We start from the raw sequence: 23,770 nt of genomic DNA on the forward strand, positions 1-23,770 counted from the left end.
GCTCGCCGCGCGGTGCGTGTGCCTCCGGGCTACTGTCCTGCCGTGGCCGACGAGGGCGAGCGGGTCGAGCAGGCCGAGCTGACCGAGACCGGGCCGGTCGAGCGGACCGAGCCGGGCGAGACGGCCGAGCGTGACGGGCACGCGAGGCGGTCGTGGCGCGAGACCGTGACGGTGGTGCTGCTCGCCGTGACGGCCGTCCTCACCGCGTGGAGCGGGTTCGAGGCGAGCAAGTGGGGCGGCGAGATGTCGATCGCCTTCTCGCGCGCGTCGACGCAGCGCATCGAGGCGTCCACGGAGCGGGCGCACGCCGACGCCGCGCGCGAGATCGACCTGCAGGTGTTCTCGCTGTGGCTCGAGGCGTACGCGACCGAGGACACGGTGCTGGAGGAGTTCACCCGGGCCCGCTTCACGGAGCACTTCCGGCCGGCGTTCGACGAGTGGCTCGCGTCGCGCCCGTTGCAGAACCCCGACGCGGCACCGAGCCCGTTCGCCCTCGACTCCTACGTCCCGCCGGGGCAGGAGGAGGCGCGGGAGGCCGACGCCCGGGCCGACGCCCTCTTCGCGCAGGCGCTGGAGAACAACCAGCGGGGCGACAACTACACCCTCACGACCGTGCTCTTCGCGCTCGTGCTGTTCTTCGGGGCGTTCGCCGGCCGGTTCCGCCAGGAGCGTGCCTCGTGGGCGATGGTCGGGCTCGCGTGCGTGGTCCTCGTCGTCGGCGTGGGGTTCCTCCTCAGCTTCCCGAAGATCGTCTGACCCGGCCCTGCCGGGGCGGGCACGTCCCTAGGCTGGTGGGATGCAGACCCTGACGACGCCACGCCTCACCCTCCGCCCCTGGCGGCCCGACGACGCCGACGCCGTGCTCGACATCTACTCGCGCTGGGACGTCATGCGGTTCATCGGCGTGACGCCGCGCGTCCTGGAGCACCGCGACGAGGCGCTGGAGCGGGTCGAGCGCTGGGCCGCCGCCGACGACGGCACGCACGGGGTGTGGGCAGTCGTCCCGCGCGAGGGGGAGGGCGCGGGCCTGCCCGACGCCGCGCCCGTGGGGACCGTCCTGCTCAAGCCCATCCCGGCGTCGGGCACGGGTGACCCGCTGGAGCCGTCGGGCGACACGGAGATCGGGTGGCACTTCCACCCCGACGTGTGGGGTCGCGGGTACGCGACGGAGGCAGCGGCCGCGGTGCTCGCGCACGCGTTCGAGCGCGGGCTCGACCGCGTCGTCGCGGTGACGCACCCCGACAACGCGGCGTCCCAGGCGGTGTGCCGGCGGATCGGCATGACCCACCGCGGCACGACCGACGCGTACTACGACACGACGTGCGAGCTGTTCGACGTGACCGCGCCCTGACGCGAGCGCCCCGTCAGGGCACCCGTGTGAGGCGCCGGACCGCGCCGAGGACGTCGACGTCGTCGTGCGGCTCGGTGTCGAGCGCGCGGTGGATGGTCATGCCCTCGATGAACGCGTCGAGCACGCGGCACGTCGCGGGGTCGAAGTGGCGGCCGAGCGCGTCGCGGCTGCGGCGCATCCAGTCGTTCGTGAGCGTCCGGTAGGCCGGGTCGCGCGCCGCGAGCGTGTAGAGCTCGTGCGACAGGACGAGGTCGCGCTGGGTCGCGAACACGTCGTGCGTGATGAGCGTGGTGACCGCCTGCACGGCCTCCTCGGGCGTGCGCGCGTCGCTCATGCGGCGCTCGAACTGGGCGGCGGCGTCGCGCGTGAACAGCCCGAACGCCTCGCGCAGCAGCTCGTCCATCCCGGCGAAGTGGTACGTCATCGACCCGAGCGGGACGTCGGCCGCGGCCGCGACGCGCCGGTGCGACGTGCCCGCGACGCCGTGCTCGGCGACGACGTCGAGGCACGCGTCGATGATGCGGTCGCGCCGCTCGGGGTCGTGGCGGCGGGCGCGGGGCGTCGGTCCGGTCGGGGCCTCGGGGGCGCTCATGGTCAGATGTTCTCGCGGATCACCCGGGCCGGGTTGCCCACCGCCACGACGTTCGCGGGCAGGTCGCGCGTCACGACGGAGCCCGCGCCCACCACCGTGTTGTCGCCGATCGTCACCCCCGGGCACACGATCACGCCGCCCCCGAGCCACACGTTGTCGCCGAGCGTGATGGGCTCCGCCGCCTCGAGCTTGTCGCGCCGGGGCTGCGGGTCGACGGGGTGGGTCGGGGTGAGGAGCTGGACGTTCGGGCCGATGAGGCAGTCGTCGCCGATGGTGATCGCCGCGACGTCGAGCGCGGTGAGCCCGGAGTTGACGAACGTGCGGTCGCCGAGGTGCACGTTGCTGCCGAAGTCCACCGCGAGCGGCGGCTTGACCCACGCCTCCTCGCCGAGCGACCCGAGCAGGTCGGCGAGGATCTCGCGGGCGCGCGTGTCGTCGCCGTCGCCGTCGAGGACGGCGCGGTGGAACGCGTCGACGAGTCGCATGCCCCGGTGGACGCCGCGCGCGATCTCCGGGTCGTCGGCGACGTACAGGTCGCCCGCGGCCATGCGCTCGTAGCTCGTGCGGCCGTCGCCGGCGAAGTAGTCGGTGGTCATGCGGTGGCCTCCTCGGGCGCGGGGGTCGTGCGGTGGTCGGGGTCGTCATGCCGGTCGGGGGTGCGGTCGCGGTCGTGCTCGACGACGTCCGTCCGGCCCGGGGTGGGACGTCGCGGGGTGAGCACGCCTGCGAGGAGCACGACGACGGCGCCCGCGATCGGCAGCACGAGAAGGCCGGTGCGCAGGCTCGTGGCGTCGGCGACGAGGCCGACGATCGGCGGTGACAGGAGGAACCCGAGCCGCATGAGCCAGGACACGAGCGTGAGGCCCGTCCCCGTGCGCAGGCCCGGGAGCTCGTCGGCCTGCTGCATCGCGGCGGGGACGAGCGTCGCGACGCCGAAACCGGCCGCGGCGAACCCGGCGATCGTGCCGGGGACGGACGGGAACGCGAGCGCGAGCCCGGTGCCGAGCAGCACGAGCGTGCCGCCGGACCGGGCGACGGCGCGCTGCCCGAACCGGTCGACGAGCCGGTCGCCCACGAGGCGCCCGACGAACTGCGCGCCGACGAGCGCGACGAACCCCGCCGCGGCGATCGTCGCCGGGGCACCGAGCGAGCCGGAGAGGTAGACCGCCGCCCACGTGCTGCCCGCGTCCTCGACGAGGGTCCCCGCGACGGCGACCAGGACGAGCGCCGCGAGGATCGCGGCCGTGCGTGCGCGGGAGGTCCGCGCGACGACCACTGCGGCCGTGCCCGCCGTGACGTCGGGGCGTGCCGGAGAGCCCGGAGCGGTGCTCGTCCCGGCCTCGGCGGCGGCGCCGTCGGGCACCTCGCCGTCCAGACCGGGCAGGCACGAGCGCAGGGCCACGAGCGCGACGACCGAGAACAGCGCTCCCGTGATTGCGAGGTGCACGCCGAGCGGCAGGTCGAGCGCGATCGCGGCGGCGGCCATACCCCCGCCGAGCACGGCGCCGACCGACCACAGCGCGTGGAACCCGTTGATGATCGAGCGGCCGTGGCGGCGCTGCACCCGCAGGCCGTGCGCGTTCTGCGCGACGTCGGTGAACGCGTCCGTCGCGCCCGCCGCGAACAGCGCGACGACGAGCAGCGGCAGGGCGGGCGCGAGGCCCGCGAGCAGCAGCCCGGCCGCGGTGAGCACGGTGCCGGCGACAGCGACGCGCGCCGACCCGAACCGGCGCACGAGCGCCGCTGCGGCGAGCCCCGCGGTGATGGCCCCCGCGGGGAACGCGGCGACGGCGAGCCCGTACGTGGCGTTGCCCAGGTCGAGACCGGTCTTGATCTCGGGGTAGCGCGGCACGAGGTTCGCGAACAGCGCGCCGTTCGTGAGGAACAGCGCGGCGACGGCGACCCGCGCCCGCCGGACGTCCGGCGCCGGGCGCGCGGGGAGGGGGGACGACATGCGGACGATCGTACACACGATGTGTACGACCGTACACACTGGCAGGTCAGCGCTGGTCAGCGCTGGTCGGCCTCGCGGACGAAGCGCACCAGCACCTCGGCCATCGTCACGGGCTCCCACGAGTGGAAGGCGCCCTCGACCTCGCGGACCTCTCCGTGCGGGACCGCCGCGACCACCTTCCGCGCGGAGACCGGCATCTCGGGGAAGGTGGACGTCCCGTAGGTCGCGAGCACCGGCACGTCCACGGTCGCGAGCGTGCCGTCCTCGAGCGCCCGCGTCGCCCAGACGAGGGACTCGCCGTCGGCGCGCTGGCTGCGAGAGCCGCGCGCGAGCTGCTCGAAGTCGGGGGAGCGGCGCATGCCGTCGAGCCACTCGGGCGGCATGTCCTTCATGTACTGCTCGGTCGCGCCGACGTAGTCCTCGGCGTCGAGCCGGCGCTCGAACTCGTCGATCCACTCCTCGGTCGCGGCCGCGTCGTCGCCGAGCGGCGCCTCCCACAGCACGAGCCCGGTGACGGGCAGCCCCGCGTGCGCGGCGGCGAGGGCGATCGTGCAGCCCGACGAGTGCCCGCACAGCACGGCACCCTGGCCCGACCCGCGGTCCGCCACGGCGATCGCCGCCGCGACGGCGGCCAGCTCGCGCTCGAGGTCCAGCACGCCGTCGGCCGGGCTCTCGCCGCGCCCGAGGCGGTCGTGGACGACCGTCCTCACGCCCTGCGCGGAGACGCGCCCGGCCGTCTCGGTGGTGATCGGGTCGATCGCGCGGAACGGGCCTGCGCCGGCGACGAACACGAGGCCGGGGCCCTCGCCGCGGAGGTCGTAGGTGGCGGTGTCTCCTCGGGCTGTAGTGACGTGGCTCGTCGTGACGCGGTCGGTCATGGCTGCTCCCTCGGCTCGGTGCGGCGGGCGCCGTCGGTCCGCCACCGAGGACGACCGGCGCGGGGCGCGGGACTCATCGACGGGGGGACGCCATGCTGTTCGGTGGGGCGTCGCGGCGGGCAGCACCTAGGCTGACGGGCATGGACACCGAGGAGCGCCTGGCCGTCTTCATCGACTACGAGAACCTCGCGCTCGGGGCGCGCGAGCACCTGGGCGGCATGACGTTCGACTTCGGGCCGATCGCCGACGCGCTCGCCGTGCGCGGGCGCGTCGTCGTGCGGCGCGCGTACGCGGACTGGTCGTACTTCGACGAGGACCGGCGCTCGCTCACGCGGCACCAGGTCGAGCTCATCGAGATGCCGCAGCGCATGGGCGCGTCGCGCAAGAACGCGGCCGACATCAAGATGGTCGTCGACGCGATCGAGATGGCGTTCGAGCGCGACTACATCTCGACGTTCGTCATGTGCACCGGGGACAGCGACTTCTCCCCGCTCGTCCACAAGCTGCGCGAGCTCAACAAGCGCGTGATCGGCGTGGGCGTCGAGAAGTCGACGTCGCGCCTCCTGCCGCCCGCGTGCGACGAGTTCCTCTTCTACGACCGGCTCGAGGGCGTCGACGTCCCGGACGAGCCGGAGCCCCGCTCGGTCCGCGGATCGCGCGCGTCCGGTGCGACGACGTCGGGCGGCGCCAAGCCGAAGCGTTCGGGCGGGCGCACGTCCGGGCGTCGCAAGGCGACCGAGATCGCGGAGCCGGAGGTCGAGACGCCGGCCGCCGCCGCGCTCGCGGAGCTGGGCGAGGCGGTCGGTCGCTCGTCCCGCCGCGGCGAGCCCGTCGCGACGGAGAACGCCCAGGTCGACGGTGGGACGACGCCCGTCGAGCAGCCCACCGACGAGCCCACGCTCGTCGAGGCCGCCGCCCCCGAGGCCGACGACGACGCGCCGCCGAGCGAGGACGTCCCCATGGAGGTGCGCGTCGCGCAGACGCTCGCGGACCTCGAGGCCTCCACGAGCGGGCCCGTCACCGCGTCGGTGCTCAAGCGCACGCTCCTGCGCAAGGACCCGACGTTCAGCGAGGCCGACTACGGGTTCCGGAACTTCGGTGAGTTCCTGCGGTTCCTCGCCGACCGGAGCTTCGTCGAGCTCGCGCCCGGACCGGCGACGGGGGACCCGGAGGTGTCGCTGCCCGCGCAGGGCGACACCGACCAGGCGTTCGCGCTCGTGCGCGACGTGGTCCGGGAGGAAGGCGGCTCGACCGTCCTGTCCGGGCTGAAGAACGCGATCCGCAAGAAGCGCCCCGACTTCAGCGAGAAGGCGCTCGGGTACCGCGGCTTCCTGCAGTTCTGCAAGGCGGCGCAGGCCGCCGGCGCCGTCGACCTGGCGTGGGACGACGACGCCGACGACTACCGCGTGTCGGTCGCCTGACGGTGCGGGCCGGGCGCCGCCACCCCGGCACCCGGCCCGCGTGCGTCAGCGCCCGACGAAGGCGAGCAGCGCCTCGTTGACCTCGGCCGCGTGCGTGACGAGCAGGCCGTGGGGAGCGCCCTCGACCTCGACGTACTCGGCGTCCGGGACGAGCTCACGGAAACGTCGCCCGGTCGCGTCGATCGGGAGGATGTTGTCCTTGGTCCCGTGGAGGATGAGCGTCGGCTTGCCGGCCGCGCGGACCGCCTCGACGTCGGCGCGGAAGTCCTCGATCCACGTGGGCACGACGGCGTACGCGGCGACGGGAGCGGACCCGATGGCGGTGATCCAGCTCGCACGCACGGTGTCCTCGCTGATGCGCGTCCCGAGGTTCTCGTCGAGGTTGTAGAAGTTCTTGTAGAAGTCGGTGTACCAGGCGTACCGGTCGGCGCGGGCCGCCTCGGCGATCCCGTCGAACACCGACTGCGGGACGCCCTCGGGGTTGTCGTCGCGCTGGACGAGGAACGGCTCGAGCGACGCGAGGAACGCCAGCTTGGCGACGCGCTCGTGCCCGTGGTTGTGGACGTAGCGGGCGAGCTCTCCCGTGCCCATGGAGAACCCGACGAGGATCACGTCGCGCAGGTCGAGCGTCTCGAGGACGGTGTTGAGGTCGGCCGCGAACGTGTCGTAGTCGTACCCGCTGCCGACCTTGCTCGACGCGCCGAACCCGCGGCGGTCGTACGTGATCACGCGGTGTCCGGCGTCGATCAGCTCGCGCTTCTGGAGCTCCCAGCTGTGCCCGTCGAGGGGGTAGCCGTGGATGAGGACGACCGGCTGCCCGGCGCCCTGGTCCTCGTAGTAGAGCTCGATGTCGGTGGAGTTCTCCTGCCCGACGGTGATGTACCCCATGGTCGTGCTCCCTTCGTGGAGCGGGGAGAACGGTCGTTCTCCCCGTTGGTCGCTACACTAGAGAACGATGGTTCTCCCCGCAAGTGGTGTGACGTGAACAGGAGATGACGATGCTCGACGACGCGAGCGCACGCGCGGCGGTCGTGGCCGCCGCCGACCGGCTGTTCTACGCGCGGGGCGTCCAGTCCGTGGGGATGGACGCGGTCCGCGCCGAGGCCGGGGTGTCGCTCAAGCGCATCTACTCGCTGTTCCCGTCCAAGGACGACCTCGTCGTCGCCGTGCTGCGGCACCGCACCGAGCAGTGGGACGCGGGGATCGCCCGCGCGGCGGCCGGCGAGACCACGCCCCGCGGCCGGCTGCTCGCCGTGTTCGACTTCCTCGACACGTGGTTCCGCGAGGACGGGTTCCGCGGGTGCGCGTTCATCAACTCGTTCGGAGAGCTCGGCGCGACGTCGCCCGCCGTGGCCGCGGCCGTGCGCGAGCACAAGGAGTCGTTCCAGCGGTACGCCCGCGGCGTCGTGCGCGAGGCGGGGCTCCCCGACGACGTCGCGCTCCAGGTCGTGCTGCTCGCCGAGGGCGCGCAGACGACGGCGGCCATCACGCAGGACGTCGACGTCGCGTACCAGGCCCGCCGGGCGGCCGAGGCGATCCTCGACGCGGCGGTCCCGGCGACCACCTGACCCGTTCCGGCGCTCGCACGGGCCGCCGCGCGCCCCGCCCCCGATCCCGCTGTCGACTCACCGCGGATGTGGGAGCGATCCCACGACACGCCGAGAGAGCGCTTGCTCGGCGTCGTCCCTCCCCCGTAGGTTCGCGGACGGAGGGCCGAGGAACGGCCCCCGCCCGGTGCAGAGTCGCGCCGAGAGCACGTCGCGCACCGTGGCGAGACGCAGGCGGCACCGCCGCCGGACTGGAGGATCGATGGACCTCGCACGTCAGCGCTCCCTGCCCACCACCCCACCCGGCGCCCTACCCAGGACCCGGGTCCGCACCGCCGTCGGCACGCGCCGCCGGGTCGCGGGCGCCGTCGTCGCCGCGCTCACGGCCGCTGCGGCGGCGCTCGCCGTGACCGTCCCGGCGACGTCGGCCGTCGCCGCGCCGGGCGACATCCTCTGGTCGGACGAGTTCGACGGCGCCGCCGGCTCGGCCCCGAGCTCCGCCCGCTGGAACCACGAGACCGGCGCGCACGGGTGGGGCAACGCCGAGCTCCAGAACTACACGGCCTCGCGCGCGAACTCCGCGCTCGACGGCCAGGGCAACCTCGTCATCACCGCGCGCCGCGAGGGCGACGGGTCGTACACGTCCGCGCGCATGACGACCCAGGGCAAGTACCAGCCGCAGTACGGGCGCGTCGAGGCGCGCATCCAGATCCCGCGCGGCCAGGGCATCTGGCCGGCGTTCTGGATGCTCGGCGGGAGCTTCCCCGGCACGCCGTGGCCGTCGTCGGGCGAGATCGACGTCATGGAGAACGTCGGCTTCGAGCCGCACCGCGTGCACGGCACGGTGCACGGGCCGGGGTACTCCGGAGGCGCCGGCATCACGGGCATGTACCAGCACCCGCAGGGCTGGTCGTTCGCGGACGACTTCCACACCTTCGCCGTCGACTGGAAGCCCGGCGAGATCACGTGGTTCGTCGACGGCCAGCAGTTCCACCGCGTCACACGCGCGAGCGTCGGCGCGAACGCGTGGGTGTTCGACCAGCCGTTCTTCCTCATCCTCAACGTCGCGGTCGGCGGACAGTGGCCCGGGTACCCCGACGGCACGACCCAGCTCCCCCAGCAGATGAAGGTGGACTACGTGCGGGTCTACGACAACGGCTCGGGGACCTCGAACCCGTCGAACCCCGGCGGCAGCCTCCCGACCGGGACCGGGACGATCCGGATCGCGAACGGGTACTGCCTCGACGTCCCGTGGGGCCAGACGCACGACGGCAACCGCGTGCAGATCGTCCCGTGCAACGGCAACGTCGCCCAGTCGTGGACGCGGGGGAGCGACGGGACGGTCAGGGCGCTCGGCAAGTGTCTCGACGTGAGCGGCAGCGGCACCGCCAACGGGACGGCGGTCCAGCTCTGGACCTGCAACGGCACGGGCGCCCAGAGGTGGTCCTACGACGCGGGGTCCAAGACGCTGCGCAACCCGCAGTCGGGCAGATGCCTGGACGCCGAGGGCGGCAACCCGCTCTACGAGGGCCAGCGGTTCGTGATCTGGGACTGCCACGGGTCGACCAACCAGCAGTGGACCTTCTGACCCGTCCGCAGCCGAGCGATGCGTCCGTGTGCGAGCGCTGCGTCCCCGGACGCATCTCTCGCGCGCGGACGCATCGCTCGCCCGGGGTCAACGGGCGCCCGGTGGCGTGGGGCGTGGGTCCAGGCGGCTCGCGACCATCGGGAGCACGATCACCGAGAGCACGCCGGCGCCCACGAGCGCCGCGCCGACGCGCGACGTCATCGCACCCTGCTCGACCGCGATCTCCGTGAGCGCGACGAGCAGCGGCAGCGCGGTCGCGGCGTAGAGCGCGGTCTGGACCCGCTCGACCGACGGCAGCTCGCGTCGGAACCACAGGAGCACCGGCCCGCCCCGCACGACCACCATGAGCGCGAAGAACGTCAGCGGCAGCAGCGGCGACGCGACGATGGAGTCGATGTCCAGGCCCATCCCGGAGCTGACGAAGAACACGGGCACGAACACGCCCCACGCGACCGCGTCGAGCTTCTTCTCCAGCGCCTCGACGTCGCCGGGCGCCCAGCGCCGCAGCACCATCCCGCCGACGAACGCGCCCAGCACCGCGTCGAACCCGAGCCCGGCAGCGAGCGCGAGCAGCGCGACGAGCAGCAGCACCGTGAGGCGCAGCGTGCTCTGGCCCGTCCCGTGCTCCGCGGCGCTGAAGAGGCGGTCGCCGCCGAGCGCCTTGAGGCGCCCCAGCCGGCCCGGCAGCGCGGACAGCGCGATCGCGACGACGGCGAACAGGACGAGCAGGATCGCCGCGACGCCGCTCTCGCGCGCGCCGAGCAGCACCGCCATCGCGACGATCGGCCCGAGCTCGCCCACCGCCCCGACCACGAGCACGGTGCGCCCGAGCCGCGACCCGAGCTGACCGCCGTCGCGCAGGATCGGGAGCACGACGCCCAGCGCGGTGGTCGTGAGCGCGATCGCCCCGGCCGCGACCCGGTGCGGGGTGCCGTCGCCCACGACCACGAGGACCAGCACCGCGCCGACGACGAGCGACGTCAGCCACGCCGCCCCGGCGCGTCGCCCGACGCGCTCCCGCAGGAGGTTCGGCTCGAGCTCGTACCCGGCGAGGAGGAAGAGGAAGCCCATGCCGAGGTCGGACAGGAGGGTGACGTCGGCGGGCGTCGCGAGGTCGAGCGCGGACGGCCCGATGAGGATGCCGCCGAGCAGCAGCACGACGACCTGCGGCACGCGCGAGCGCACCGGCATGAGGCCCGCGAGCAGCGGAGCGAGCAGCGCGACGACGAACACCGGCACGAGGGGGGCGTAGACGTTCACGGGCGGGTCTCCGGGTGTCGGCGGGCGGCGGGTCCCAGGATCCCGCAGCGCCGCAGGTCGCGCGCGGGGGGAGGCCCGCGTCGTCGTCCGCCGGGGTTGACGGTCCGTCGCGGCCGGGCCTACGGTCGGCCCAGCCGCGGGTCCCGCGGCACCTGGATCGGCAGACAGGACCACTGAGCCGGCGCACCGTGGCGCCGGAGCCGCGCCTCGGTGAGCACGAGCCACCAGGAGGCACCATGACCACCCCTTCGGCCGGCACCCGCACCTGGATCCGCGACCCGCTCGGCGTCTTCACCGCGGACGACTCCCCGGACGCGCCCGACGCGCGCGGCGGGGTCGTCGTCGAGGACGGGGTGATCGCCGAGGTCGTGGCGGCGGGCGCGCAGCCGTCCGCCCCGGTCGACGCGACGTTCGACGCCTCGCAGCACGTGCTCACGCCCGGGCTGATCAACACGCACCACCACTTCTACCAGACGCTCACGCGCGCCTGGGGGCCAGTGGCCGACGCTCCGCTCTTCCCCTGGCTCCAGCGCCTCTACCCGGTGTGGGCGCGCCTGACCCCGCGCGACCACGAGCTCGCGACGACGGTCGCGCTCGCCGAGCTGCTGCTCTCCGGCTGCACGACGGCGGCCGACCACCACTACGTCTTCCCGGCCGGCCTCGACGACGCGATCGACCTCCAGGTCACGGCGGTCCGGCGGCTCGGGATGCGCGCCACGCTCACGCGCGGGTCCATGACGCTCGGCCAGGACGACGGCGGCCTGCCACCGCAGTCGGTCGTGCAGAGCCTGGACGTGATCCTCGCCGACTCGCAGCGCCTCGTGGAGCGCTATCACGAGCGGGACGCCGGGGCGCAGGTCCAGATCGCGCTCGCGCCGTGCTCGCCGTTCTCGGTGACGACCGACGCGATGCGCGAGAGCGCGGCGCTCGCGGAGGACCTCGACGTCCGCCTGCACACGCACCTCGCCGAGACGATCGACGAGGAGGACTTCTGCCGCGAGCGCTTCGGGATGCGCACGGTCGACTACCTCGAGTCGGTCGGCTGGCTCACGGACCGCGCGTGGCTCGGCCACGGCATCCACCTCGACGACGAGGAGGTGCGCCGCCTCGGGGCCGCGGGCACCGGCGTCGCGCACTGCCCGACGTCGAACATGCGCCTCGCGTCCGGGATCGCGCGGGCCGTGGAGCTCGAGGACGCGGGCGCGCCCGTCGGGCTCGGGGTCGACGGCTCGGCGTCGAACGACGCGTCGACGATGATCCTCGAGGCACGCCAGGCGCTCTACCTCCAGCGCCTCAGGTACGGCGCCGACATCCCCGTGACCCGCGCGCTCGGCTGGGGCACGCGCGGGTCGGCGCGCGTCCTGGGCCGGGACGACGTCGGCGTGCTCGCCGTCGGCAAGCAGGCGGACCTCGCGCTGTGGCGCCTCGACGCGCTGCGCTTCTCCGGCTCGCACGACCCGGTCGCCGCGCTCCTGCTGTGCGGGGCAGACCGCGCGGACCGCGTCATGGTGGGCGGTGAGTGGCGTGTGGTCGACGGCGCGATCCCGACCCTCGACCTCGACGCCCTGGTCGCCGAGCACTCGGCCGCGGCCCGCCGTCTCGTCGCGGGCTGACGGGCGCCGGCGGGGACGGCCCGGGCGCCGGCCCGGGGCCGGGGCCCGTGGCCGCAGGCCACGTGCGAGTTGCCGGACGGGACTTGACACGGGTCACACTTGGCGTTCGAATAGTGGAAGTAGTTTTCCGCCAAGCGGAACGATAGCTGACGAGGAGGTCCGCTATGAACGCGCGAGCCACGAGGGCCACGGACGGCGCCGAACGCCGTCCGGGACGCCCCGAGGACGAGCGGCTGCCCATCGGGTCGACGTTCGGGTACGGGTTCCAGCACGTGCTGACGATGTACGGCGGCATCATCGCCCCGCCCCTCATCGTGGGCGGCGCCGCCGGGCTGACCGGGGCCGAGATCGGGACGCTCGTCGCGGCGTCCCTCTTCATGGGCGGTCTCGCGACGATCCTCCAGACGCTCGGCATCCCGTTCTTCGGCTCGCAGCTCCCGCTCGTGCAGGGCGTGTCGTTCGCGGGCGTGTCGACGATGGTCGCGATCGTCAACGGCGGGGGCGGGATCCCGGGGGTGCTGGGCGCGGTGCTCGTCGCGTCGGCGGTCGGCCTGCTCATCACGCCGTTCTTCGCGCAGATCATCCGGTTCTTCCCCCCGGTCGTCACGGGCGTCGTCATCACGACGATCGGCCTGACGCTCATGCCCGTCGCGGCGAACTGGGCGATGGGCGGCAACGCGAGCGCGCCCGACTACGGCTCGGTGAGCAACATCGGTCTCGCCGCGCTGACGTTCGCGATCGTCATCCTGCTGTCGAAGGTGGGCAGCGGCACGATCTCGCGCCTGTCCATCCTCATCGCGATCGTCGTCGGCACGCTCATCGCCCTCGCGCTCGGCAAGGCGGACTTCTCCGGCGTCGGTGACGGCCCGGTCGCCGCGTTCCCGTCGTTCCTCGGCTTCGGCGCCCCGACGTTCGAGATCGCCGCGATCATCTCGATGCTCATCGTCATCCTCGTGACGCTCACCGAGACGACGGCGGACATCATCGCCGTGGGCGAGATCGTCGGCACCAAGGTGGACCGCAAGCGCATCGCGAACGGCCTGCGCGCCGACATGGCGTCGTCCGTCGTCTCGCCGTTCTTCGGCTCGTTCACGCAGTCGGCGTTCGCGCAGAACGTCGGCCTCGTGGCCATCACGGGCGTGAAGTCCCGGTTCGTCGTCGCGGCGGGCGGCGCGATCCTCGTGGTCCTCGGCCTGCTGCCGGTCCTGGGGCGTGTCGTGGCCGCGGTCCCGACGCCGGTCCTCGGCGGTGCGGGCGTCGTGCTGTTCGGCTCCGTCGCGGCATCCGGCATCCGCACGCTCGCGAAGGTCGACTACTCCCGGCCGATGAACCTCATCATCGTGGCGGCGTCGATCTCGTTCGGCATGATCCCCATCGCCAAGCCCGACTTCTACGACCAGTTCCCCACGTGGTTCGGCATCATCTTCCACTCGGGCATCAGCTCCGCCGCGGTCATGGCGATCCTGCTCAACCTGCTGTTCAACCACGTCAAGCTCGGCAACCCGCCCGACCCGTCCGTGTTCGCCGCGGGCGCCGAGCACGGGGCGAGCGCGGTGGACGAGGACGACCTCGACGACCTCGAGGACGACGGCGTCATCAACGGCTCGACGCGCCGCCCGGTCGGCGCGGACGCCGCACCCGTGGACGACCCGGCACCGAGCGCCCCGCGGGTCGAGGGGACGTCCGCCCTCGCGCCGGACCCGGCCTCGACGGACGGTGCGGCCGACGACGAGAGCACGGCGCCCCGGCACCGCGCGGTCGCACCGCTCCCGCGGACGGCGACTCCGTAGCAGCAGGCACAGCGTCGTGCCCGACGCCGCCCCGCACCCGAGCGACCCCTTCGCCCTCGGTGCGGGGCGCCGTCGTGCCCGGAGCGACCGACGGGGCGGAGCGTCCCGGGACCGGCGGGACCCCCTGGTCGGGGCCGCGGGCGGAGGACGGCGTCGGGCCGTGTAGCGTCGTGGGCCGGCGTCGAGCACGGCGACCGGGACCCGACCGCAGGACCGCACCATGAGCACCCCCACGCCCGTACCCACGGCACCCACCGCGAGCCGGACGTCGGCCGACACCCCTGGACCCGATCACCTCGGGCACGGGCTGCGGACGCGGCACCTGACGATGATGGGGCTCGGCTCCGCGATCGGGGCGGGCCTGTTCCTCGGCTCGGGCGTCGGGATCGCGACCGCCGGACCGGCCGTGCTCGTGTCGTACGCGATCGCGGGCGTCGTCGTCATCCTCGTCATGCGGATGCTCGCCGAGATGGCGAGCGCGCGGCCCGCGAGCGGGTCGTTCTCCGTCTACGCGGAGGAGGCGCTCGGCCCGTGGGCCGGGTTCCTGCTGGGCTGGCTCTACTGGTTCATGCTGGTGATGGTCCTCGGCGCGGAGATCACCGGCGCCGCGCGCATCGTCACCGGCTGGTACCCGGACGTGCCGCAGTGGGGCGTCGCGCTCGTCGTGGTCGTCGTGTTCGCGGTGGTCAACCTGTGGGGCGTGCGGCAGTTCGGCGAGCTGGAGTTCTGGTTCGCGTTCGTCAAGGTCGCGGCGATCGTCGGCTTCCTCGTCGTCGGCGTCCTGCTGGTCCTCGGGCTGCTGCCCGGGACCGATCCCGTCGGCACGTCGAACCTCCTGGGCCACGGCGGCTTCGCGCCCGAGGGCTGGGGCGGGATCGCCGCGGGGCTGCTCGTCGTCGTCTTCGCGTTCGGCGGCATCGAGATCGTCACGATCGCCGCGGCGGAGGCGCGCGAGCCGCGTACCGCCGTCGCGCGCGCGACCCGCAGCATCGTGTGGCGGATCCTCGTGTTCTACCTGGGCTCGGTCGCGATCATGGTGCTCGTCCTGCCCTGGGACTCACCGCTGCTCGCGGAGAGCCCGTTCGTCGCGGTGCTCGACCTCGCCGGGCTCCAGGGGGCGGCGCGCGTCATGGAGGTCGTCGTGGTGATCGCGCTCTTGTCGGCGTTCAACGCGAACGTCTACGGGACGTCGCGCATGGCGTACTCGCTGGCCGGGCGCGGTGACGGGCCGCGGGCGCTGCGGCGCGTGTCCCGGCGTGACGTGCCGTGGGTCTCGGTGCTCGTCTCGGTGTTCTTCGCGCTCGTGGCCGTGGGGCTCAACCGGCTCCTGCCCGAGGCGCTGCTCGGCATCCTCCTCAACGCGGTGGGCGCGGCGCTGCTGGTCGTGTGGGTGCTCGTGGCGGTGTCGCAGCTCCGGCTGCGCCGCCGGATCGAGGCGCAGGCGCGCGCGTCGGGCGAGCCGATGACGCTGCGCATGTGGGGCTTCCCGTGGCTCACGTGGGCCGTGCTCGCAGGTCTCGCGGCGCTGGCCGTCCTCATGCTGACCGACGACGTCGCGCGCGCCCAGCTCCTGTCCACCGTCGGGCTCGTGGTCGTCATCCTGGCCCTCTACGTGCTGACGCGCCGCGGCCGCGCCCGGCGCGTCGCGTCGGCGGAGGCACGCCGGGACGCGTGAACCGGGGGTGACGCCGGACGACCTGCGGGGACACCGGGGACGAACGCCGCGTGCACGGACGTGCGCCGACGAGAGTGCACAATGAACGAATGACCTATCGCGTCCTGAGGCTCATCCTGTCGCTGCTCGCCTACGTGCTGCTGCGGCCACAGGTGACCGGACGCAACAACATCCCGCGCAACGGGGCGGTGATCCTCGCGAGCAACCACCTGTCGTTCATCGACTCGATCCTCATCCCGATCGTCGCGCCGCGGCACGTCACGTTCCTCGCCAAGGCCGAGTACTTCACCGGCCGCGGGCTCAAGGGCCGCCTGTCGCGCTGGTTCTTCACGACGATCGGCATGATCCCCGTCCAGCGCGACGACCCGCGCGCCGGGCAGCGCTCGCTCGAGGACGCCCTCGAAGTGCTCCAGCGCGGCGGCGCGTTCGGCATCTACCCCGAGGGCACGCGCTCGCGGGACGGCAAGCTGCACGCGGGCCGCACCGGCGTGGCGTGGCTCGCGCTCGCCGGGCACGCCCCGGTCGTCCCCGTCGCCGTGCGCGGCACGGACAAGGTCCAGCCCATCGGCAAGCGGATCCCGCGCCTGCACCGCGTCGAGGTGCACTTCGGCAAGCCCATCGACCCGCAGCGCCAGATCACCGCGGGCACCAAGCCCGCGCAGGCGCGGCGCGAGCTCACGGACGAGGTCATGGCGTCGATCCACCGCCTGAGCGGCCAGGACCTCGCGGCCTGACGCTCAGAGCGAGCTCAGCCCGAACGCCGTCGCGAAGCCCAGCACCGTGACGAGCCCGGTGACCGGGCCGCCGAACTCCGTGGCCTCCGGGATCATCGTGTCGACGAGCATGGTGAGGAGCGCCCCCGCGGCGAACGCCTGCGTGATCGCCACGACCGCGGGCGACGCGCCGTCGAGCGCGATGTAGCCGATCCCGGCCGCGAGCGCCGAGACGAGAGTCGTCGACCCCCACAGCACCCAGAGTCGCGACGGCTTCGTGCCCGCCTTGAGCAGCCCGGACGTCGCGGACATCGCCTCGGGCAGGTTCGAGACGAACACGGCGGCGAGCATCGCGACGCTGACCCCGCCGCCCCCGATGAGGGTCGCGCCGAGCACGACCGACTCGGGGATGCCGTCGAGCACCGTGCCGAGCGCGATCGCGGCACCGCCGGTCCCGCCCGCCGCCTGGACGGACTCCGCCTGCACGCCCGTGGACCGCTTGCGGCCCTCGCCGCCCATCCGGTCGATGATCCGGTCCCCGACGAAGAACGTCAGCGCCCCGCCCGCGAGGCCCGCGAGCAGTACCAGGCCGTTCGCGTGCGTGGACGCGTCCTCCACGAGGTCGTACGCGACCGCGCTGATGAGGACGCCCGAGCCGAACGCCATGACGAGCCCGACGAGCCGCTGGCCCGGCGGCCGCCAGAAGACCAGCGCGGCGCCGAGGAGCAGCGAGGACGCGCCGACGAGGCCCCACCAGAAGCCGATCATGGGCCCATTGGACCAGCGGCCGGGCGGGACCGCGCGGGGACGGGCGGTCGGCCCGCGTGGTTCCCCCGGCCGGGGGAGGCGCGCCCTGCCCGGTCCCGCGAGACTGGGGCCATGACGCCCGACGACGCCCGCCCGGCCCGCCCGGCGAGCACGCCGCGGCGGGGTGCGTGGGTGGGGGTCGTCGCACCGCTGCGCAGCGCGGCCACCGTGCGGGCCGGGGTGTACCTCGTGGTCGGGGGCGTGGTGGCCGGCGCGTACGTGACCCTGGTCGCGGGATTCGTGCAGATGTTCGCCTCGTTGGAGACGCCGCGCGTCGCGACCCTCGTGCTCGCGCTCGTCTCCGCGGTCCTCGTGGCCACGCCGCCGTTCCTCGCCCCGGTCCGCGCGCTCGAGATCGCGGCCGTGCGGACGTTCCTCGACGTCGACGTGCCTCTGCCCGCGCCCGGGGCGAACCCGCCCGGCGCGGCCACGCGCTGGCGCGCCGCCGCCTGGTACGGGCTGCACCTCGCCCTCGGCGCCGCGGTGCTCGTCGTGGTGCTGTTCCTCGTCCCGGTCGCGACGCAGCTGGCCCTCTCCGCGACCGGGGTCGAGCCGGTGCTCCTCACGGACTGGCGGCCGTGGGAGGCGCTGCCCGCGTGGACGTGGCTGGTCACCGCGGTGCTCGCGCTCCTCGCGGTCCCGTACGCGGTCGCGCTCGCGCGCGCGGTGCTGCGCCAGGCGGCCCTCCCGCTCCTCGGGCCCGACCAGTCGGAGCGCATCGCCGAGCTCGAGGCCGCGGCCGACCGCGACGCCGAGCGGGGCCGGCTCGCGCGCGAGCTCCACGACTCGGTGGGGCACGCCCTGACCGTCACGACCCTCCAGGCCGCCGCTGCCGCCCGCCTCCTCGACTCCGACCCCGCCGCCGCACGCGCCGCGCTCGCCGCGATCGAGGAGACGGGCCGCACCGCGATGGCGGACCTCGACCACGTCCTCGGGCTGCTCCGCGCGGAGACGTCACCGGCCGAGGCGGGCCGACCGCGCGCACCCGCGCGCAGCCCGGCGCGCACGCTCGCCGACCTCGACGCCCTGCTCGACGACGCACGCCGCACGGGCGTCGACGTGCACCTCGCGCGGGACGACGCCATGCTGCCGGACGTGCCGCGCGCGGTGTCCCAGGAGGCGTACCGGGTGGTCCAGGAGGCGCTCACGAACGCGCTCCGCCACGCCCCGGGCGCGCCGGTCGCCGTCGCTGTGGCGCGGGGTCCGGTCGGCGCGCTCGTCGTCGAGGTGCGCAACCCGCTCGGGCCGGGCACGCGTCGTCGGGCACCCGAGGGTCCCGGCCGTGAGGGTCGCGGCCTCGCGGGCATGCGGGAGCGGGCCCACCTGCTGCGCGGAGAGGTGTCGGCGGGCCCCGTGCCCGACGGCGGCGCGTGGGTCGTGCGCGCGACGTTCCCGCTGGCAGGATCGGGCGGATGACCGACGGGACGACGCGCGTGGTGCTCGTGGACGACGAACCCTTGGTGCGCGCGGGGCTGCGCGTCATCCTCGGCGCGGAGCCGGACCTCGAGGTCGTCGGCGAGGCGGGGGACGGCGCGGAGGTGCCGGGGGTCGTCGCGCGGGCGCGCCCCGACGTCGTGCTCATGGACGTGCGCATGCCGCGCGTCGACGGCATCGCGGCGACGCGCGCCCTCCTCGCGCGCGACGACGCACCGCGCGTGCTCGTCCTCACGACGTTCGAGAACGACGACCACGTGCTCGACGCGCTGCGGGCGGGCGCGCACGGGTTCCTGCTCAAGCGCGCGCGGCCCGAGGAGGTCGCGCAGGCCGTGCGGGTCGTGGCGCGCGGCGAGTCGCTCCTGTTCCCGGACGCGGTGCGGCGCCTCGCGACGGCGCGTCCGCCCGCGGGCGACGAGCTGCGCGCCGCGCACCTCACCGAGCGCGAGGGCGAGGTGCTGCGGCTCGTCGCGCAGGGGTTGTCGAACGCGGAGATCGCGGGCGAGCTCTACCTCGGCGTCGAGACGGTGCGCACGCACGTGGGCAACGTGCTCGCCAAGCTCGGCGTACGCGACCGCACCCAGGCCGTCGTGCGCGCCTACGAGTCCGGGTTCGTGCGAGCCGGCTGACGGCGGGCCGGCACGTAGCGGTGCGGGTGCCCCGGGCCGGTGCGACCATCGCGCCATGGACCTCTCCGTGCTCGCCCGCCCCGCACCGCCCGTCCCGCCCGTCGCGACGCTCGCCCGCGTCGCCCTCGGGCTCGCCCTCGTGGGTGCGGGCATCAGCCACCTCACGGTCGCGAGGGAGGAGTTCCAGGCCCAGGTGCCGTCCTGGTTCCCGGTCGACGAGGACGTGACGGTCCTCGCCTCGGGAGCCGTCGAGATCGCGCTCGGCGGGTCGCTCGTCGTGCTGTCCCGGTGGCGGGTCGCGGTCGGCCTGCTGGCCGCCGCGTTCTTCGTCGTGATCTTCCCGGGCAACGTGGGCCAGTGGCTCGAGGGCAAGGACGGGTTCGGCCTCGACACCGACGCCAAGCGGTTCGTGCGCCTGTTCTTCCAGCCCGTCCTCGTGGCGTGGGCGCTGTGGTCCACGGGCGCGCTCCGGGCGCTGCGCCGCGGGCCCGCGCGCGACTGATCCCCCGCGCGGGGGAGCGACGTCGTCGCCGCGGGGGATCCGGCGCGCGACGGCGGGCGCGAGGGTCGAGTCATGAGCACACGAACCCCGCCCCCGTCCGCTACCGCACCTTCCGGCCCGCGCACGGTCGCCGTCGGGTCCCTCGCCGGAGCGCCGCCCGGTCCCGGGGCGCATGCCACCCGTGGTCGGTGGATCGCCCCCACGGCCGCGGCGTGGTGGGCGGTCGGGGGAGTCGCGGCCCTCGTCGTGACCCTGGCCGGTGGCACGCTCGCGGTGGGCGACGCGAACGACCTGTCGTTCGGCGCCCTGAGCGGGGTCGCGGGCGCGACGCTCACGCCCTGGGTCGCGGTCCTCGCGCTCGTCGGCGCCGCGACCGCGCTGCGGGCGTGGCTCGGGGGCCGGCACGGCCCCGTCGCCCGGGCCGACCGCGCGCTGACCGTCGCGGCGACCGCGGTCGTCTCGGCCGGGGTGCTCGCCCTCACCGACGCGTCGATCCTGGCGCGGCTGGGGTACCTGCCGGTCACGCTCGTCATGGCACCGTTCGACCCCGTGATCCGGGCGGCGTTCGAGGACTTCCTGGGCCCCGGCCCGCTCACCCAGCTCGCGCTCCTGGCCGGCGGCGCCCTGCTCGTCGCCTCGACATGGCGGTTCGTGCGCCGCGGGGTCGGGGCGTGCGCGTCGTGCGGGCGGCGGCACGACGGCCACGACCCCGCCTGGACGACGCCCGCCGCCGCGGCGCGCTGGGGCCGGACGGCCGCGCTCGTCGCCGCCGCGATCCCGACGTTCTACGCGGTGACCCGCATCGCCTGGGTCCTCGGCATCCCGCTCGGCTTCTCGCCCGACGACGTCGCGCAGCTCGCCGGGGACGACGGCTGGGTCGCCGCGCTCGGGCTGGGCGGCTTCGCGCTCGTCGGCGCGGTGCTCACGCTCGGCCTGTTCCAGCGCTGGGGCGAGGTCTTCCCCCGGTGGACGGTCGGGCTCGCGGGCCGCAGGGTCCCGGTCGGGCTGGCGGTCGTCCCCGCCACGATCGTCGCGGTCGCGGTGCTCCCCGCGGGGCTCTCGCTCATCGTCCTCGGGTTCGGCGAGAGCCGGCTGGCCCTGACCGCGGACTCGTGGGGCGCCGTCGGACCGACGCTCCTGTGGCCGGTGTGGTCCCTCGCCCTGGGTGCGGCGACCTACGCCTACTGGCTCCGCCGCCGCGCCACGTGCCGCACCTGCGCCCGCGGGTGACACCGCACGCGGTCGAGCACGACACCGCACGCGGTCGAGCACGACATGAGGGTCGTTATCCGACGGATAACGACCCTCATGTCGTGCTCGGCGGGCTATTGGGGTGCTTCCGGGCCGTCTTGGCCGGCGATCAGGTCGCCGCAGGTGGTCTCCTGGGCCGTCGTGACGACCGGGTTGTCCGCGGCGGCGTCCTGCGCGACCGTCTCCTCCTCGCCGTTCGTCGCCGTCTGCGCGCCCGCGTCGAGGTCGACGAAGGTGCGGGACACGGTGAAGGTCGTCCCGTCGTCGGACACGGCGTTCAGACCCGCGAGGCGCAGCTCCCCGTCGACCTCGGTGCAGCCGACGCCCGTGCCGAACCCGGTGAAGCCCTTGTCGAACGTGTACTGCTCGCCCTGGGGGTTCTGCGTCGGGGTCACGGCGCAGTCGGCGGCGGAGAACAGCAGGACCTCACGGCCCGTGTCGACGAGCGCGATCGGCGCGGTGGCGTCGCCCGCGGCGACGAGCTGGACGATCGCGCTCGCCGCGACCGGGCTCGCGGACTCGATCGGGGCGGAGAACGTCGCGCCCGACGCGGTCGTGATCCCGAACGCGCGGTCCGCGCCGCCGGTCAGCCACGCGGTGTCCGGGCGGCCGTCGCCGTCCACGTCGACGATCTCGTGCGTGCCCGCCCCCGCGGGGACGCCGTCGCCCGCCGCGGGGCACCCCTCGGCGGCGGGCGTCGACGTGTCGTCGGTCGGCGTGCCCGTGTCCGTCGGCGACGGGTTCGGGGACTCCGTCGCCGTCGGGGTCTCCGCCGCGGGCGCGTCGTCCGTCGGGCGGTTGACGAGCCACACGACGACGCCGATCACCACCACCGCGACGATCGTGAGCACGACCCACGGCCAGGTCCGCCGCGGCCGCTCGGGCTCGGGGTCGGGCGTGGGGAAGGGCAGCTCGGGCGTCGTCATTCCCTCAGGCAATCACCCGCGACGACGCGCGGCACCCCGGCGCGCCGGAGGGTCACGGGGTCGGCGCGTCCGTCCAGCGGAGCCAGTCGACCATGTCGTCCGCCTCGCACTGCCACGTCAGGTCGTCCTCGTCGTCCCGGGTGATGCCCCTCGCCGCGTCGAGCGCACGTCGCTCGTCCCGGCAGGTGGCGACGAAGTCACCCGGGCTGGCCCAGATGTCGTTCGCCACGTAGTCGTCGGCGAAGGCCTGGAGGGCGGCGTCGTCCGCGGACAGCGCGCTGCTGCGCGTCACGGCCGCCCGAGAGCCCTCGGCCGCGTCCCAGACCGTCGCGCACGCCTCGGGGTCGGGGTCGGTGTCGCAGCCGCCGTACCCGGCGTTCCTGCCGTACTCGTCGCGCACGAAGACCCCGCGGACGGCCGGAGCGGGGAGATCGGTCCGTGCGTCCGCGGCGACCCGCATCGCGAAGATGCCGCCCCATGACCCGGCGGCGAGCGGCGAGACGGGTAGGTCGAGGGTCACGCGCGCCTCGCCCTCCGGGCCGCGCAACGTCTCTCGTGCCACGACGGTCGCGACCGTCGGGTTCTCGGTCGTGCCTGGGTTCGACACGAGTCCGGCGGCGAGCTGGTCGCTGCCGTCCGGGCCGGTCACGAGGGCGAGGTCACCTCGCGACTCGACCACGGGACCCTCGGGCAGCTCGGCACCGGACAGCAAGGTCTCGAGGTCGGCGTCGTCGCCGGCCCAGACCCGCAGCGGCAGGTCGACGGCACCCGGCTCGACCGTGAGGAGGAACCGCGTCCCGGGCTCCCAGGTCGGCAGGCCCAGGTCCACGACGACCCCGCCGCCCGCCCGGTCGTGGACGCGCGGGTCCGCGGCCGCGGTGACGCCCGGGGCGACCTCGACCACCCCCGCCGCGCCGGTGCTGCCCGACGCCGCGGCCGAAGGCGCGTCGTCGGCACCCGTCCGGGGGGAGAGCGGCCCCGTGAGCAGCCCGACCGCTGCGGCACAGCCGGCGGTCGCGGAGAGCGCCGCCGTCCGGCGGCGGCGCTGCGCGCGGCGCGACGAGGTCAGGACACGGTGGGCGTCGAGCGTGGAGTGCAGGTGGTCGGGCGCGACGGCGGCGCGCAGCCCGGCGGCGAACGCCGCGTCGTCGTGGTCGGTCATGATCGGTCTCCTTCGAGTCGGGCGGTCGACGGGTGGGCGCGGGTCTCGGTGACGGCGGGGTCGTCGGCGAGTGCCGTGCGCAGGCGGGCGAGGGCGCGGGACGCGGTGGACTTCACGGTCCCGACGGGGATGGAGAGCTCACGCGACACCTCCGCCTCCGAGAGGTCGAGCAGGTGCCGCAGCACGACGACGCGGCGTTGGCGCAGGGGAAGCGTGAGGAGCGCCCGCACGACGGCGTCGCGGTCGTGGACGGGGCCCGTCGCGTCGGGCGCGTGCCGTCGGGCGTCGTGGTCGAGGCCGGTGAGCACCTCGCGGCGCGTGCGCCGCCAGGTGTCGACGCGCAGGTTGGCGAGGATCGCGCGGGCGTAGGCGAGCGGGTCGCCCTGCCGCGCGCGCCCCCACGCGCGCCACGTGCGCTCGAAGGTCTGCTGCGTGAGCTCCTCCGCGCGGTGATGGTCACCCGAGAGGAGGTACGCGAGCCGGTAGAGCGGGTCCTTCGCGGCCTCGACGAACGACACGAACTCCTCGGCGTGGTCCGCGCCGGTGACCACGTGCAGGTCACGGTCGGTCCACATGCTCGTTGCTGCCGGGTCGTCGGCCGTCATGAGGGTGCCCTCGTCGTCATCGTCACGCACTCAGCACGCAACGGGAGACCGAGAGGTTCCACCCGGGCGGAG

The 23,770-nt window shown here is 74.7% G+C and carries 23 protein-coding genes; 13 read left to right on the forward strand and 10 right to left on the reverse strand.

Annotation, left to right across the window (positions count from 1 at the left end; genetic code table 11):
- Window positions 1-42: 42 nt before the first annotated feature.
- Together CCE02nite_RS00690 and CCE02nite_RS00695 are read left to right on the forward strand one after the other, a co-directional pair.
- Window positions 43-756: a hypothetical protein gene (locus CCE02nite_RS00690; protein WP_255318553.1), complete on the forward strand. Its 714-nt coding sequence runs from the start codon at window positions 43-45 to the stop codon at window positions 754-756.
- Between the two features lie 40 nt (window positions 757-796).
- Window positions 797-1,351 (forward strand): GNAT family N-acetyltransferase, encoded by a 555-nt coding sequence (locus CCE02nite_RS00695; RefSeq protein ID WP_141387215.1) that lies wholly within the window; start codon window positions 797-799, stop codon window positions 1,349-1,351.
- A 13-nt stretch (window positions 1,352-1,364) separates the two neighbouring features.
- Here CCE02nite_RS00695 and CCE02nite_RS00700 read toward each other — a convergent pair whose 3' ends face one another.
- Genes CCE02nite_RS00700 through CCE02nite_RS00715 form a run of 4 tightly spaced genes read right to left on the reverse strand, consistent with a single transcriptional unit; the run spans window position 1,365 to window position 4,775 of the window.
- Window positions 1,365-1,943, reverse strand: a complete 579-nt coding sequence (locus CCE02nite_RS00700) for a TetR/AcrR family transcriptional regulator (protein WP_141387217.1) — start codon at window positions 1,941-1,943, stop codon at window positions 1,365-1,367.
- A gap of 2 nt (window positions 1,944-1,945) precedes the next feature.
- Complete coding sequence (locus CCE02nite_RS00705; protein WP_141387219.1) at window positions 1,946-2,539, reverse strand: sugar O-acetyltransferase; 594 nt, start codon at window positions 2,537-2,539, stop codon at window positions 1,946-1,948.
- Window positions 2,536-3,897, reverse strand: a complete 1,362-nt coding sequence (locus tag CCE02nite_RS00710; RefSeq protein ID WP_141387221.1) for an MFS transporter — start codon at window positions 3,895-3,897, stop codon at window positions 2,536-2,538. Before CCE02nite_RS00710 ends, CCE02nite_RS00705 begins: the two co-directional genes overlap by 4 nt.
- 56 nt (window positions 3,898-3,953) lie before the next feature.
- The gene (locus CCE02nite_RS00715) at window positions 3,954-4,775 is read right to left on the reverse strand and encodes an alpha/beta fold hydrolase (RefSeq protein WP_141387223.1); all 822 of its coding nucleotides are present in this window, start codon (window positions 4,773-4,775) and stop codon (window positions 3,954-3,956) included.
- A gap of 140 nt (window positions 4,776-4,915) precedes the next feature.
- Between CCE02nite_RS00715 and CCE02nite_RS00720 the strand changes: the two genes are divergently transcribed.
- On the forward strand, window positions 4,916-6,196 hold the full coding sequence (locus CCE02nite_RS00720; RefSeq protein ID WP_141387225.1) for an NYN domain-containing protein: 1,281 nt from the start codon (window positions 4,916-4,918) through the stop codon (window positions 6,194-6,196).
- A 45-nt stretch (window positions 6,197-6,241) separates the two neighbouring features.
- On the opposite strand, the gene CCE02nite_RS00725 is transcribed toward CCE02nite_RS00720, so the two are convergent.
- On the reverse strand, window positions 6,242-7,084 hold the full coding sequence (locus CCE02nite_RS00725) for an alpha/beta fold hydrolase (protein ID WP_141387227.1): 843 nt from the start codon (window positions 7,082-7,084) through the stop codon (window positions 6,242-6,244).
- A 110-nt stretch (window positions 7,085-7,194) separates the two neighbouring features.
- On the opposite strand from CCE02nite_RS00725, the gene CCE02nite_RS00730 reads away from it, so the two are divergent.
- Both CCE02nite_RS00730 and CCE02nite_RS00735 read left to right on the forward strand, forming a co-directional pair.
- Entirely contained in the window at window positions 7,195-7,764 is a 570-nt protein-coding gene (locus CCE02nite_RS00730) for a TetR/AcrR family transcriptional regulator (protein ID WP_174774874.1), read from the forward strand.
- Between the two features lie 241 nt (window positions 7,765-8,005).
- On the forward strand, window positions 8,006-9,331 hold the full coding sequence (locus CCE02nite_RS00735; RefSeq protein WP_141387231.1) for a glycoside hydrolase family 16 protein: 1,326 nt from the start codon (window positions 8,006-8,008) through the stop codon (window positions 9,329-9,331).
- Between the two features lie 87 nt (window positions 9,332-9,418).
- Here CCE02nite_RS00735 and CCE02nite_RS00740 read toward each other — a convergent pair whose 3' ends face one another.
- A complete protein-coding gene (locus tag CCE02nite_RS00740) occupies window positions 9,419-10,591 on the reverse strand; it encodes a cation:proton antiporter (protein WP_218026989.1) in 1,173 nt (390 codons plus the stop codon).
- A 236-nt stretch (window positions 10,592-10,827) separates the two neighbouring features.
- On the opposite strand from CCE02nite_RS00740, the gene CCE02nite_RS00745 reads away from it, so the two are divergent.
- The 4 genes from CCE02nite_RS00745 to CCE02nite_RS00760 all read left to right on the forward strand — a co-directional run bounded on the left by CCE02nite_RS00745 (window position 10,828) and on the right by CCE02nite_RS00760 (window position 16,403).
- Window positions 10,828-12,204 (forward strand): 8-oxoguanine deaminase, encoded by a 1,377-nt coding sequence (locus tag CCE02nite_RS00745; RefSeq protein WP_141387233.1) that lies wholly within the window; start codon window positions 10,828-10,830, stop codon window positions 12,202-12,204.
- Window positions 12,205-12,368: 164 nt separating this feature from the next.
- Window positions 12,369-13,994 (forward strand): nucleobase:cation symporter-2 family protein, encoded by a 1,626-nt coding sequence (locus tag CCE02nite_RS00750; RefSeq protein WP_141387235.1) that lies wholly within the window; start codon window positions 12,369-12,371, stop codon window positions 13,992-13,994.
- Between the two features lie 220 nt (window positions 13,995-14,214).
- Entirely contained in the window at window positions 14,215-15,669 is a 1,455-nt protein-coding gene (locus CCE02nite_RS00755; RefSeq protein WP_141387237.1) for an amino acid permease, read from the forward strand.
- An 89-nt stretch (window positions 15,670-15,758) separates the two neighbouring features.
- A complete protein-coding gene (locus CCE02nite_RS00760; RefSeq protein ID WP_141387239.1) occupies window positions 15,759-16,403 on the forward strand; it encodes a lysophospholipid acyltransferase family protein in 645 nt (214 codons plus the stop codon).
- Between the two features lie 3 nt (window positions 16,404-16,406).
- Here CCE02nite_RS00760 and CCE02nite_RS00765 read toward each other — a convergent pair whose 3' ends face one another.
- Window positions 16,407-17,150 (reverse strand): ZIP family metal transporter, encoded by a 744-nt coding sequence (locus tag CCE02nite_RS00765; RefSeq protein ID WP_141387241.1) that lies wholly within the window; start codon window positions 17,148-17,150, stop codon window positions 16,407-16,409.
- A gap of 111 nt (window positions 17,151-17,261) precedes the next feature.
- On the opposite strand from CCE02nite_RS00765, the gene CCE02nite_RS00770 reads away from it, so the two are divergent.
- The 4 genes from CCE02nite_RS00770 to CCE02nite_RS00785 all read left to right on the forward strand — a co-directional run bounded on the left by CCE02nite_RS00770 (window position 17,262) and on the right by CCE02nite_RS00785 (window position 20,984).
- On the forward strand, window positions 17,262-18,605 hold the full coding sequence (locus CCE02nite_RS00770; protein WP_141387243.1) for a sensor histidine kinase: 1,344 nt from the start codon (window positions 17,262-17,264) through the stop codon (window positions 18,603-18,605).
- A complete protein-coding gene (locus tag CCE02nite_RS00775) occupies window positions 18,602-19,252 on the forward strand; it encodes a response regulator (RefSeq protein WP_141387245.1) in 651 nt (216 codons plus the stop codon). The genes CCE02nite_RS00770 and CCE02nite_RS00775 overlap by 4 nt, the downstream gene beginning before the upstream one ends.
- Window positions 19,253-19,307: 55 nt before the next feature.
- Window positions 19,308-19,754, forward strand: a complete 447-nt coding sequence (locus CCE02nite_RS00780) for a DoxX family protein (RefSeq protein ID WP_141387247.1) — start codon at window positions 19,308-19,310, stop codon at window positions 19,752-19,754.
- Between the two features lie 72 nt (window positions 19,755-19,826).
- Window positions 19,827-20,984, forward strand: a complete 1,158-nt coding sequence (locus CCE02nite_RS00785) for a hypothetical protein (RefSeq protein ID WP_218026990.1) — start codon at window positions 19,827-19,829, stop codon at window positions 20,982-20,984.
- Window positions 20,985-21,079: 95 nt separating this feature from the next.
- Here CCE02nite_RS00785 and CCE02nite_RS00790 read toward each other — a convergent pair whose 3' ends face one another.
- The 3 genes from CCE02nite_RS00790 to CCE02nite_RS00800 are packed head-to-tail and all read right to left on the reverse strand — an operon-like array spanning window position 21,080 to window position 23,728.
- The gene (locus CCE02nite_RS00790; protein ID WP_141387249.1) at window positions 21,080-21,931 is read right to left on the reverse strand and encodes a hypothetical protein; all 852 of its coding nucleotides are present in this window, start codon (window positions 21,929-21,931) and stop codon (window positions 21,080-21,082) included.
- Between the two features lie 52 nt (window positions 21,932-21,983).
- The gene (locus CCE02nite_RS00795) at window positions 21,984-23,093 is read right to left on the reverse strand and encodes a hypothetical protein (RefSeq protein ID WP_141387251.1); all 1,110 of its coding nucleotides are present in this window, start codon (window positions 23,091-23,093) and stop codon (window positions 21,984-21,986) included.
- Entirely contained in the window at window positions 23,090-23,728 is a 639-nt protein-coding gene (locus CCE02nite_RS00800; RefSeq protein ID WP_255318554.1) for a SigE family RNA polymerase sigma factor, read from the reverse strand. The genes CCE02nite_RS00795 and CCE02nite_RS00800 overlap by 4 nt, the downstream gene beginning before the upstream one ends.
- Between the last annotated feature and the right edge of the window lie 42 nt (window positions 23,729-23,770).

The sequence above is a fragment of the Cellulosimicrobium cellulans genome (genome assembly GCF_006539945.1).
Classification (GTDB): Bacteria; Actinomycetota; Actinomycetes; order Actinomycetales; family Cellulomonadaceae; genus Cellulosimicrobium; species Cellulosimicrobium cellulans.